A 13525-nucleotide genomic window follows, 5' to 3' on the forward strand; every position below is an offset into this window, starting at 1 on the left:
CTCTTCTATAGTAGGTAAAACAGTCATGTATTTAGAAGCAAAAATCTGTTGATTCTCATGTAAAACAGAATATTTAACCATCGTTTCATCTTTGTCCGTACAAAAAATAATACCAATAGTGGGATTATCATCTTCCCTACGTTTCAAATCATCAAACATACGCACATACATATCCATTTGCCCAATATCTTGGTGCGTTAACTTTGTTGTTTTTAAGTCAATAAGTACAAAACACTTCAAAATATAATTGTAAAAAACTAAATCAATATAAAAATCTGTTGTTTCCGTGCAAATTCTCATCTGTCTACCTACAAATGAAAATCCTTTTCCCATTTCTAATAAGAATTTTTGAAGATTGCTAATAATAGCCTTTTCAATATCACTTTCTAAATGTCCATCATTTTGCTTTACTCCCATAAATTCTAGCACAAACGGATCCTTAACAAATTCTAATGTTTTATTCTCCGTATCTGGCAACTGTGTAGACAGCATTCTCTTATAATATCCACTTTTAATATTACGTTCCAACACTCTTACAGTCCAATTTTCATTAGCCACTTCATCCAAATAGAAATTGCGTTCTTCTTCGTCTGAAATACGCATAATATTTCTCAAATGAGACCATATTTACTGAGATAATCCACAACTGGAATTTAGTTTTTCACTTAAGTATCTGATATTCCAACAAAAATATATTCACCATATGTATTTGCTAACGCAGAAATCTCTTTTACTTATTTAGCACCGGACACTTCATCATTTTTAAATTCAAAAAAGAACGATTCTTCTATTTCATTCAAAAAATGTAATATTAATTTTCTCTTTAACCTTTAAGATATTTTTCTACTTCCCGATCAAACTCAGAAACATACTCCCTATCCTGTTTTACCCTAAACACTTCATATTCTTTTTCAGCTTTTTCCATCGCAGTATCATGTGATACTTTTCCTTTTCCAGCCAATACCTTACGCCTGTTATTCGTTAAAAACTGATTTGTCTGGTCAACCCAATCCTGCATACTCATTAATATCTCATCTTCAGCCATTAATTCTGCATAATCAATGAACATAGTTACCAGTCTATTTAAGCGGGATAATTCTTTTTCATTTAAATAATTTTTTGCAATTCCAATATCACGTTTTAAAACCTTGCCATCAGGAGCATCTTTCCATGTAGTTAACCCCATCGCAGGTTTTCCCGAATCAGCACGTTCATATATCAGTTCTGCAGCGGTCTTGCCCGTAACCGCAAAATGCAATTTGTTCTGGACAAAAGCATAGAAATTCTTTGTAATTTCACTGTTTTTATCGTAATCATAACTGCATTGCTCAAAAATATCCGTGATTTTTTGATAAGCTCTTCGCTCACTTGCCCTGATTTCACGGATACGCTCCAATAATTCATCAAAATAATCTTTTCCAAAAGGCTTTCCATTTTTAAGCATATCATCATTCAACACAAACCCTTTGGTAATATATTCTTTTAATGTTTTAGTAGCCCACTGTCGAAACCGCGTAGCTTTCTTGGAGTTAACTCGATATCCAACCGCAATGATTGCATCCAGATTATAACATTTTACATTTCTTTTAACATTCCGTTGACCCTCATTTTGAACTACCGAGAAAAACTCGGTAGTTGACACTTCGTCTAATTCTTCTTCCTTGTAAATGTTTTTCAAATGTAAAGAAATATTATCGGTTGTACAGTCAAATAATTCTGCCATTGCTTTTTGTGTCATCCAAAAAGTATCTTCTTTGAAAAACACATTTACATATATATTGGTATCTTCAACCTGATATAGAACTATCTCATGCTCCTGATTCATTCCTATTTTCACCTCATCTCAAAACATTAAAGAATATATCCACTTTATCATTAAATTTTCAAATAAAAGCTAATGACTTTTGCATTTCGTAATCTCCCTTTATCTCTTTATAATATAATGCGACATCCTTAAACTTCTCAACAATTATATCATGGTAAGAATTGGAGAAATAAAGTTTCCCTCATTCCATCTCTTACTGCTTTCCTACCAATATTATCTCGTACATTACACAAATACATGTCACTAATCTCACCTGTTCATCCGCTGTTATTCTGTCCATATATTTCAATTCTTTCCAGAAAATATGAAATATTCAATATTAAACAGCACTATATATCACGGTTATCACCCTGCCTCCAAACTAGGACATAAAATACTCCGCTGCATTGTTTGGGAAGAATTCTTTAAATTCACCATATAATTGTGCCGCGAGAGTCTTGTTGTGGGCTATGATAAGCGTCGGTTTATTTAATTGTTGGATAACATTGGCCATCGTAAAGGTCTTTCCTGAACCAGTGACACCAAGAAGCGTCTGGCACTGGTTACCTTCCTTGAACCCTTTTACTAACTGCTCAATCGCCTGCGGCTGGTCACCGGTCGGGGCGTATTCTGATACTAATTCAAAATGATCCATGAAATCCTCCTATGAATCTATTATCTGCATTTTCTGTTGCCATTATATCAGAATATAAAACAAAAGTACAGGACAATCGAATGTTTGTTCTGTACTTTCTCAGCTTTATATTATATACTACATACTTACAACTGTTTTTCATCTTCTTCCGCACAAGTATAAAGCGGCTATTTTATTGCCGATGTCATGTTAGAACTGGAATAAACCACAGTATTAGTTCGACTTCCGGTGAAGCAGTGCACTCAACAGAATTGTAAATCCAAAATTAAACATAATATAGAACACCGTTCCTCTCATTGTATTTTCCATCTGCACAAAGGATGCATATGTCAACAATATCGGCTGATGAAGTAAGTAGCATTCCATACTAATATTGCCGGCAAATTGAAATGGCTTCATTTTAAATAGATTGGAAAAAACTCCTTTCCCGAGTCCCATAATAATTAATACAAGAATATTGGGAATCAGCCAATATACCTGCATACTGAATGAGTTGACTGGCAACGGGAAGAAGAATAATGCAACCCAAAGTACCAGAGCTCCTCCTTCTAAGAAGGAGAATAATGTAATATTTCCGATTGATTTTCTCTCATCATTTACTCGATACATCATCCTTCCCACACACATTCCCAGCAAGTATTCTGCCAGTCTGGATGGAGGAAATGCATAGATGCAATATCCAAAATCTTCCCGATTTCTGACCAACACCGCTACAAGAAAGATAAAAATGGCCAGACATACGCTAACGCCGGTAAGTATTGCCTTTTCTCTTTTATTTTTATGTAATTTATCAAGCAGATAACGCACAGGAAGGTCAAATAGATATAAAAACATAATAGCCGATATGAACCAGGTAACACCATTATAGTGAAGATATGGATTCCACCATGCCTGGATCATAAGTAAGCATTTCATCAACGTCCAGCTACTCTCCTTTAATGCGTTCATATCTCCATTATTAATTATAGAAGGCAAATCCGTCTGTAACATACAGTAAATAACAGACAAGAACAAAACCGGATATATTTTTTTTATTTTTTTCCATTGATGGAGTAACATAGCTTTTACCGTAGGCTTCTCATATCGGTCTGCAGAAGAATAACCCGAACCAAATCCTGACAATATGAAGAAAAAGCTTACCATTGCATAAGCAGAGTTGGCTGAATAGAAATATGGTTCAAGATTCGTTCCAAGAGCATGAAACAAAAAAATAAAACAAAATCCTATAAATCTTAAAAATTGTAATTGATCTAATCTCTTACCTTTCATCGCGTTAATTTAATAAATACTTCTCTGCAATTGTTTTTAATTTTTTAGGTTCTTCTGCATACCAGGTCTCGAATGTCTTATTTTCTGCCTGAATTGTTTTTCCAAGTTCAACGAAGAATGCCGGCATATCTTTCTGCAGCATCATGCCCCACTGTTCTCCGAAACGTTCCTCTCCCTGCTGATCAGAGCCATTTACATGGAAGGTAAATGCAGGTTCTACAACATCATTTACCCTTTTTGCTCCACCATGGAATCCCAATGTTCCAATCTGATGAGTTCCACAGGAAGAAGTACAGCCTGAAATATGAATTCGTGGCAATATCCCATCTGCAAAATCATATTTTCTTACTTCATGAATGATCTCAGCCAATGCTCCCTGTGAATCGCGCAGCCCAATCTGACAAATAGTCGCTCCAATACAAGAAACGGATGTCTCAAAGAGATTTTGTGCACCATCGTCCGTTACTTTCAGAACTTTCTGTGCTTCATCACCATTCAGATTAACGACATAAATAGTCTCATCTGGTGCAATGCGGATTTCTACTGCTTCCATATCTTTAATTACATCATAAAGCTCTGCAAATTTAGAAACTGCAGGTACTCCGCCAAGTGGATGATAAGCAACCGCATACAGACCCTCCTGTTTCTGGGCGATTACACGTTTTCCTGTTACTTTTGTTCCGTCAGATACTTTCTTAACTGGAGTTGCTTTCACATCAATATCTAAATTTTCATTTGCCTTTACAGATTCTAATTTTTCAAGATATGCTTTCTTGTATCCCTCAACTCCTAATGACTCCTGCATATAACGGGTTCTTGCCTTCGCCCGGTTCTCATAATTTCCATATGCCAGGAATGTCTCTACCATTGCCTTTACATAATACAACACTTGTGACGGCTGCACATCTTCTGCTACTTTTACACCCATACGAGGGTTATTTCCAAGACCGCCGGCACTATATACATCAAATGTTCCGTTGGCAGTTGCCACAAATCCCAGATCTCTGAATGTAGCATGTGTTACATTTGCCGGAGAGTTAGAAAATCCTACTTTCAGTTTTCTAGGCATTTTAACGGTTTTAATAAAACCAAGCAAATAATCCGATACAGCTTCCGCATATGGAAGTACATCAAAGTACTCTCCTTCTTCTACTCCTGACAAAGGGGACACCATAGTATTTCTTGGAAAATCTCCGCCACCGCCTCTGGTGACAATTCCTACATCCAATGCTTTTTCCATGATATCACAAGCCGCTTTTCCATCCAGATTATGGAACTGAATCGTCTGGCAAGTTGTAAAATGCGCTTTTTCCACGCCATATTCTTCAATGGAATCAACTACAAATTTTAATTTTTCCTTTGTCAGTCTTCCACCAGGCAGACGCAATCTTAACATACTTGCCTGTCCACCCTTCTGAGCATAACTTCCAAATCCGCCGGAAAATCCTTTGTACTCTTTCATATTAACTTCTTTTGCATAAAACTTGTCTGTCATCTCTCGAAATTTCGCAAGATCCTCACGAAACTCTTTTAGCAATTTTTCCATAATACTCTCTCCTTTTTTGTGTATTTTGTCAGCGTTCCCTAATTTCTTAAACTTAATATTCCCTCTGCTAATATTTTTATATCATCCAAAATGTAATCAAATGCTCCTGCCTTGTATAGATTTATCGCGATCATTCCAATCGGAACGGCAAAAATCATACCGAACACACCTCCAATCTTGTATCCGGTATATAGCAAGAACAGAGTGAGTAATGGACGTAATCCCATGCTGTCTCCTACTAATTTTGGCTGAATCAACTGTCTCATCAACTGAGTAACAGCATATAAAATAACCAATCCCACTACTAATTTGTAATTTCCCATAAAGAATTGATATATTGCCCATGGAATCAGCGCTGTTCCAGTTCCAAAAAATGGCAGAAAATCTAAAAGTGCAATTAAAAGTCCCAAAAGGAACGAAAAATGAATATTCAATATTATAAATCCGACAACCAAGATTATGTATACAACAACCATGATCTTCAACTGGGCTTTTAAATATCCTCCAACGGCAAATTTCAGATTATCGATTACCATTGTCATACGACTCACCAGTGCATCTGGTGCTACTTTTTTAGACCATCGGATAACATCTTCCCGCTCGGCAATAAAAAAGTATGCGGAGATAAAAGTAACGATTGTTGCTACCAGCACGGACGGAATACTCTTGGCGAATCTTCCGGCAGCTGACACAGTAGGTTCACTGATTCTACTCATCAGTTCTCCCATCATCTCGTCAAAATTAGCAACCATGGTATGCCATCCTTCCTGTACTCCATCCGGAAGCTTTCCAAAGACACCTTCCATACTGTTCCCTATCTGACTCAATCCAGACTCCAGATCTCGGTACATTCCAGGCATATCTTGAATCAAGAAGGATATTTCTTTCCATAATGTACTGATAATGAAATATATTATAAAACAGACTGCCGCCAGAACACCAACAATCATAATCACGGAACCTAATTTTTTTACGATTTTCACTCGTTTTTCCAGCCAATTTACTACCGGACTGGCGATATATGCTATAAACCATCCGATTACAAACGGCATAAAAAATCCAAGCAACTTGTAACCCAGATAGAGAAACAATAATGTTCCGACCAGGCTAAAGGCCAGACTTACGATGACCTTCCAGTAAGGGCGGTCATCTTTCAGCTGCTCTCTAAAATTAGTTTTCATCCGTCTGTTCCACCTCTTCTTCGATCAGGTACTCACTCTCAACCAGATCCCAGATGTCATCTCTGCCCTGCTTAGTAACGGAAGAAAATGGTATGATCTTCGTTCCCGGAACCAGATTCAGACCTGTTTTAATCGCTTTTATCTGCTTATCAATCTGACTTCTCTTAATCTTATCCAGCTTTGTTGCAATAATGATCGGATAGTATCCCTGTGCTACGATCCAGTCATACATCATCTTATCATTAGCAGATGGATCATGGCGAATGTCGATCAAAAGGAACACTGCCTGCAGCTGCTTAGAACCATGAAGATATCGTTCAATCAATTGGCCCCATTTTACTTTTTCCTGCTCCGATACTTTCGCATAACCATATCCTGGGAGGTCTACCAGATACATTTCTTCATTGATATTATAGAAATTAATCGTCTGCGTTTTTCCTGGTGTTGCCGAGATACGTGCATATGACTTACGGTTGATCAAAGCATTAATCAGCGAAGATTTCCCTACGTTAGATTTTCCCGCAAATGCAATTTCCGGCAATGTATTCTCTGGCAACATACTGGTTATTCCGCATACCGTTTCCAAATTAACATTTCTGATTATCATAATTTTTCCCCTTATTTGTTCTTAGGTTTCGCAGCCCTTCTTTGCTTTACAAAAGCAATTTTCAACACTTCCTCCATATGAGATACCGGAATGATCTCCAATCCTTTCGTAATCTCCGATGAAAGTTCTTCTACATCAATTTCATTTTCTTTTGGCACAATGACCGTCTGAATCCCGGCATTTTTAGCCGCCAGAAGTTTCTCTTTTAATCCACCGATTGGAAGGACGCGTCCTCTTAAAGTAATCTCACCCGTCATAGCGAGATCTGCTCTTACCTTTCTTCCCGTAATTGCCGACATCATAGCCGTTGCCATAGTAATTCCGGCAGAAGGACCATCCTTTGGCACAGCGCCTTCCGGAATGTGGATATGTACATCGTGAGATTTGAAGAAATCTTCTGGAATCTTATATTCTTTACTGACTGAACGGATATAGCTGATTCCTGTTCTGGCTGATTCCTTCATAACATCTCCCAGCTGACCCGTCAGTAAGATCTCTCCCTCTCCTGGCATGACATTTACTTCTATCTGAAGGGTATCTCCACCCACACTGGTCCATGCAAGTCCACGGACGATTCCCACTTCATCGGAATCGTTCTTCATCTGATAGATATAAAGCTCCTTGCCAAGATATGTATGAAGATTGCGCTCCGTTACATGAACCGCGTTCTTCTTTGTCTCCAGAATCTCTCTTGCTGCTTTCCGGCAGATATCTCCAATCTTTCTCTCCAGTTGTCTGACTCCAGCCTCTTTCGTATAATTTCGCGCAATCTTCCACAACGCTTTCTTACTGATGGTCAATTGTTCCGATGTAAGGCCATGCTTTTCCATCTGCTTGGGAATCAGGTGCTCCATGGCAATATGCATCTTTTCATTCTCCGTGTAACTGCTGACCTCAATCACTTCCATACGATCCAGAAGCGGTCTTGGAATTGTCTGTAAAGTATTCGCAGTCGTTACAAACAGTACCTCTGACAAATCTACCGGAACCTCCAGATAATGATCACGGAACTTATGGTTCTGCTCACTGTCCAATACTTCTAATAACGCAGAGAAAGTATCTCCTTTATAATCATTGCTGACCTTGTCAATCTCATCCAATAACATCAATGGATTCTTCACGCCTGCTTGTTTTAATCCATTAGCAATTCTTCCTGGCATTGCTCCTACATAAGTCTTACGATGTCCACGAATCTCAGCTTCATCACGTACACCACCAAGAGATATGCGCACATAAGGCTTCTTCAATGCCCTGGCTAATGATTTCGCTATCGATGTTTTTCCAGTTCCCGGAGGTCCCACCAGGCACAGAATTGGCGTCTCACCTTTCTTTGTAAGCGCACGAACTGCCAGAAATTCCAGCACTCGTTCTTTTACTTTCTCTAATCCGTAATGATCTTCTTCCAATACTTGCTTCGCAAAGGCAATATCCTGATGTTCTTCACACATCTTATCCCATGGCATCTCCAGAACCGTCTCAATATAAGTACGTGTAACTCCGATTTCTGCGGGATTACCCATGGAATTTTTAAATCTTTTAATTTCTTTATTAAGCTTTTCCTTCACTTCTTCCGGCGCCCGAAGTTCATCCGTTTTCTGTTGGAATTCTTCTGCATCTGACAATGTATTGTCATCTCCCAATTCTTCTCGAATCAGTTTTAACTCTTCACGAAGAATGTATTCTCTCTGATTTTTATCTACTCTTTCTTTTACCTTCGCCTGAATCTCATCTTTTACATTCAGAATCTGAATCTCATTGACTAACTTGTAAGCAAGCAATTCATATCTTCTCATCAGATTCGTTTCTTCCAACAATTGCTGGGCATCCAGATAAGAGAATGGCACATTTGCTGCAATGACATTTACTAATCTTGACAATTCATTTATATTTTCAATTTGAAGCGCCAACTCTTTCGATAATTTGGGATTCTTCAAAAGATACTCTTTGAAAATATCCTTCATTCCCCGAAGCATGGCTTCCATATTTAGCGGATGTTCTTCCGCTCCTATATCTTCTACAGAAGTATCCTCATCTGGCATTGTAGTAACATTAGCTCTAAGATAAGGTTCTTCAAATTCTATCGTATTTATACATGCTCTGGTATCCCCAGACACCAGGACTCTGTTTATTTTCTTCGGTAATTTTACAATCTGACGGATGGTTGCAACGCATCCAACCCGATATACATCTGCCATTTTCGGGTCTTCTGCCTCAATATCCTTCTGGGCTGACAAGAATATCTTCTGATTCCCTTCCATGGCTTCTTCAATAGCCTTGAGCGATTTTTCACGGCTGACATCAAAATGACGTACCATTTCCGGCAATACAGCAACTCCTCTCAAAGCTACCATTGGCAGACTCATTGTCTCTCTGTTCATAAATATTTCTCCTAATCACAGTTCTTATAGAGTAAAAATAAGCGGGCACAACTGAACTATTTGCACCCGCCTTTTGTTATTATGCACTTTCAAATCTGACGGATGTGTGAACACACTCCGGTTCTCCGATTCCTTTTACGACGTCTTCTGTAATACGGCATGACTTCAACGTCTCATCTGATGGAGCCTGATACATGATATCCATCATGATATTCTCCATGATTGCACGCAAACCTCTGGCGCCAGTTTTTCTCTTAAGCGAAGTTTCAGCAACTGCCTCAAGTGCTTCGTCATCAAAAATCAATTCAACGCCATCTAACTCAAGCATTTTCTGATATTGTTTTACAATTGCATTCTTTGGTTCTGTCAGAATCCGAATTAAAGCTTCTCTGTCTAACATTTCCAAAGATACCGTAACCGGAACACGCCCTACCAATTCTGGAATCAGACCGTATTTTACAAGATCCTGCGGCAACACCTGCTGCAGTAACCGGTCAACATCATTCTCATGCTTTTCTGCAATCTCAACATTAAATCCAATGGATTTCTGATCAATACGTTTTTCAATAATCTTATCAATTCCTTCGAACGCACCGCCACAAATAAACAGGATGTTGGTAGTATCGATCTGAATCAATTCCTGATGAGGATGTTTTCTTCCTCCCTGTGGCGGAACATTCGCAACAGTTCCTTCCACAATCTTAAGCAATGCCTGCTGAACACCTTCTCCAGAAACATCTCTTGTGATAGATGGATTTTCTGATTTACGCGTAATCTTATCAATTTCATCAATGTAAATGATACCATATTCAGCACGCTCAATATCTCCATCGGCAGCCTGGATCAGCTTCAGGAGAATATTCTCCACATCTTCCCCTACATATCCGGCTTCCGTCAGAGCAGTCGCATCCGCAATAGCAAATGGAACACCCAAAATCTTCGCAAGAGATTGTGCGAGCAATGTCTTACCACATCCGGTAGGACCAAGCATAAGAATATTACTCTTGCTCAATTCCACTCCCAGATCTTTTCCTGCCATGATTCTCTTATAATGATTGTACACAGCAACTGATAAGACTTTCTTTGCCTCATCCTGACCAATTACATACTCATCCAGAAATTCCTTGATCTCTTCCGGCTTTAACAGATTAATATCCGCAAATGGATTCCATCTTCTTCCATTGTCATATTCGAATTCTTCTTCTATAATCTCAGAGCAGACGTCCACACACTCATCACAGATATATGCCCCATTAGGACCTGCGATCAATTTTCTTACCTGATTCTGCGTCTTATTACAGAAGGAGCATCTCACCTGATCATCGTTCTTTCCTACCACACTCTCACCTCGTCTAAGGACAGATGCCTTGCACTAGCGTCTCGTGATTACCTCATCGATCAAGCCATATGCTTTTGCTTCTTCCGCAGACATGAAGTTATCACGCTCTGTATCAGCGCTGATCACATCTAACGGCTGTCCTGTATTTTCTGCTAATATCTGATTTAATTTCTGACGAATCTTCAAAATATGTTCTGCCGCAATCTTAATCTCAGTTGCCTGCCCCTGTGCACCGCCTGATGGCTGGTGAATCATAATCTCTGCATTTGGAAGAGCCAGTCTCTTGCCCTTCGTTCCCCCTGCCAGCAAGAAAGATCCCATACTTGCAGCCATACCGATACAGATAGTCTCTATGTCACATTTGATATACTGCATGGTATCATAGATCGCCATACCGGCTGTCACAGAACCTCCCGGGCTGTTAATATACAGATGGATATCCTTCTCAGGATCCTCTGCTTCCAGGAATAACAGCTGAGCTACAATCACACTCGCAGATGCATCTGTCACTTCTTCTCCCAGGAAAATAATTCTATCTTTCAATAATCTTGAATAGATGTCGTAGGAGCGTTCCCCGCGGCTTGTCTGTTCAATGACATAAGGTACTAAACTCATGTATATGCCTCCTCCTGACTACATATTCTTATTTTTCAACAGCATTCTCTACCAAGAAGGTAACAGCCTCCTGAACTGCCATATCTTCTTTCATCTGTTTCTTTTCATTGTCGCTCATGAACTCTTTGAGCTTATCAACTTCCATCTTATAAGCTTCTGCCATCTTAGCCAGCTCTTCATCTAACTTTTCATCACTGATCTCAATGTTCTCAGCTTTTGCAATTGCCTCTAATACAAGACGTGTCTCGATACGTTTGATTGCCTGAGGTCTCATCTCTTCTAACATCTTGTCAGCAGTCATTCCTGTAAACTGGAAGTACTGTTCCATAGTAAGTCCCTGAGACTGGATTCTCTGACCGAAGTCTTCTACCATCTGTAAAGCCTGAGTCTCGATCATAGCCTTTGGAATCTCATACTCTGCATTCTTAACAGCCTGTTCAACAACCTGATCTTCCTGCTTTGTCTTGCCTTCAGAAGCTTTCTGTTCTTTAATCTTTGCCTTAATATCAGCTTTGTATTCTTCTAATGTGTCAAATTCTGAAACTTCTGCTGCGAATTCATCATCAATCTCCGGAAGTTCTTTTGCCTTGATCTCATGGATTGTACATTTGAATACAGCTGCTTTTCCTTTCAGATCTTCTGCATGATAATCTTCTGGGAATGTTACATTGACTTCTACTTCTTTTTCAGCTTCAGCGCCAACCAATTGCTCTTCGAAGCCCGGGATAAATGATCCGGAACCAATTGTCAGCGGATAGTTCTCTCCTTTACCGCCTTCGAAAGCAACGCCATCAACAAATCCTTCAAAATCAAGGATTACTTCATCTCCATCCTGTACCGGACGGTCCTCTACTGTAATTGTTCTTGCGTTCTTCTCAGCTTCTTCCTGAACCTTTGCATCTACTTCCTTCTGTGTGACACGTGTAGAGATCTTATCTACTTCAAGTCCTTTGTACTCACCAAGAGTAACCTCTGGCTTTGTTGCAACTTCTGCTGTAAAGATAAATGGCTTTCCTTTTTCGATCTGAACAACATCGATCTCTGGTCTGGATACGATCTCAAGTTCACATTCATCATATGCATCTGCGTATGCCTTTGGAATCAGAGCATTTGCTGCATCATCGTAAAAGATCTCTGCGCCGTACATTTTTTCAATCATCTGACGTGGTACTTTTCCTTTACGGAATCCTGGAAGAGAGATTTTGTTTTTCTGCTTCATATAGGCACTCTGAAGCGCTTTCTCTAAATCATCGGCAGAAACTTCAATGGTAAGTTTTGCCATGTTTTTTTCTAATTTTTCTACCTGTAAACTCATTTACTATTTCCTCCTGTTTCTATACTCTTTCGGGTTGCCTATCTTTCGGTAGTCGGGAAGATGGGCAGACTATACTACATTACATTCACCAAAGAAGTATAACACAAAGCTTCTGAAATATCTAGCCTTGAATTTCATCTAACCGAAGTATTTTTCGGATTAATTGGTCCATATCATCCTCATCAATGTAATATTCCTTGTCTTTATCCTGTTTTACATGAAGAACTACACTTTTCTTTTCCCCATATTGGCTGTCCATATAAGCGACTTCCAAAAGTTCATAGGCATGATTCACGATATCATTTAATATCTGTTGAGTAGTCTCTTCCTCCGATGCGCCTTCATACTCTCCATTTTTTATCTTCTGAGCGACTTTTAACGAATCTTCCGTCAAAAGCTGCTGAAAATCTACGAATACATCAGACGGATGAATCTCAACCGTTACTTCATATTCTCCTTTACCTGTCTTCTTGGCTTCTTTCACGTTATAACGCATAGTCGTGAATATCTTAGATACCAGTTCTGCAAACTGCGATGTCTTCGTGTCGCTCATCTCAATCTCATTCGTAATGTTACTGGAAACAAACTGATCAATCGAATCACGGTACATCTGCATCAAGGATTCTTCCGTTGCATCTTTTGAATACTTCTTCGCCTGTGTAATGTCTCCCTGAAAGGTCAGATCAAGAACTGCCTGTACATATCCGGCTGCATCAAACTTTTTTCCACATCCTGTCGCTGTTAACATTAACACCGCGATCAACACGCACAGTTTTCCCCACTTTTTTCGCTTATTCATCACCATTTTCATAGCCG

Annotated in this window: 11 protein-coding genes and 1 pseudogene; all 12 read right to left on the bottom strand. The window is 39.1% G+C overall.

Annotated features, from left to right (window positions below; translation table 11 throughout):
* The coding region (locus JQM81_RS01290; RefSeq protein ID WP_268826414.1) for a PDDEXK nuclease domain-containing protein at positions 1–615 on the bottom strand (615 nt) is incomplete at its 3' end.
* A gap of 208 nt (positions 616–823) precedes the next feature.
* A complete protein-coding gene (locus JQM81_RS01295) occupies positions 824–1825 on the bottom strand; it encodes a virulence RhuM family protein (protein WP_235231682.1) in 1002 nt (333 codons plus the stop codon).
* A 364-nt stretch (positions 1826–2189) separates the two neighbouring features.
* Positions 2190–2459, bottom strand: a pseudogene (locus JQM81_RS01300) (DEAD/DEAH box helicase family protein); the annotation flags it as partial.
* 213 nt (positions 2460–2672) lie between these two features.
* On the bottom strand, positions 2673–3728 hold the full coding sequence (locus tag JQM81_RS01305; RefSeq protein ID WP_235231684.1) for an acyltransferase family protein: 1056 nt from the start codon (positions 3726–3728) through the stop codon (positions 2673–2675).
* 4 nt (positions 3729–3732) lie between these two features.
* On the bottom strand, positions 3733–5274 hold the full coding sequence (locus tag JQM81_RS01310) for a nitrite/sulfite reductase (RefSeq protein WP_235231686.1): 1542 nt from the start codon (positions 5272–5274) through the stop codon (positions 3733–3735).
* Between the two features lie 38 nt (positions 5275–5312).
* Positions 5313–6455 carry a sporulation integral membrane protein YtvI gene (gene ytvI / locus JQM81_RS01315; protein ID WP_235231688.1) on the bottom strand — a complete coding sequence of 381 codons (1143 nt, stop codon included), beginning with the start codon at positions 6453–6455 and terminating at the stop codon, positions 5313–5315.
* Complete coding sequence (gene yihA / locus JQM81_RS01320; protein WP_235231690.1) at positions 6445–7062, bottom strand: ribosome biogenesis GTP-binding protein YihA/YsxC; 618 nt, start codon at positions 7060–7062, stop codon at positions 6445–6447. The genes ytvI and yihA overlap by 11 nt, the downstream gene beginning before the upstream one ends.
* An 11-nt stretch (positions 7063–7073) precedes the next feature.
* On the bottom strand, positions 7074–9440 hold the full coding sequence (lon, locus tag JQM81_RS01325; protein ID WP_235231692.1) for an endopeptidase La: 2367 nt from the start codon (positions 9438–9440) through the stop codon (positions 7074–7076).
* Positions 9441–9519: 79 nt separating this feature from the next.
* A complete protein-coding gene (gene clpX, locus JQM81_RS01330) occupies positions 9520–10779 on the bottom strand; it encodes an ATP-dependent Clp protease ATP-binding subunit ClpX (RefSeq protein WP_235231693.1) in 1260 nt (419 codons plus the stop codon).
* Between the two features lie 33 nt (positions 10780–10812).
* Positions 10813–11394: an ATP-dependent Clp endopeptidase proteolytic subunit ClpP gene (gene clpP, locus JQM81_RS01335; protein WP_235231695.1), complete on the bottom strand. Its 582-nt coding sequence runs from the start codon at positions 11392–11394 to the stop codon at positions 10813–10815.
* 28 nt (positions 11395–11422) lie between these two features.
* The gene (tig, locus tag JQM81_RS01340) at positions 11423–12709 is read right to left on the bottom strand and encodes a trigger factor (protein ID WP_235231696.1); all 1287 of its coding nucleotides are present in this window, start codon (positions 12707–12709) and stop codon (positions 11423–11425) included.
* Positions 12710–12830: 121 nt separating this feature from the next.
* Positions 12831–13520: a hypothetical protein gene (locus JQM81_RS01345; protein ID WP_235231697.1), complete on the bottom strand. Its 690-nt coding sequence runs from the start codon at positions 13518–13520 to the stop codon at positions 12831–12833.
* Positions 13521–13525 lie beyond the last annotated feature (5 nt).

Source organism: Faecalicatena contorta (assembly GCF_021531895.1).
GTDB lineage: Bacteria > Bacillota > Clostridia > Lachnospirales > Lachnospiraceae > JAFBIX01.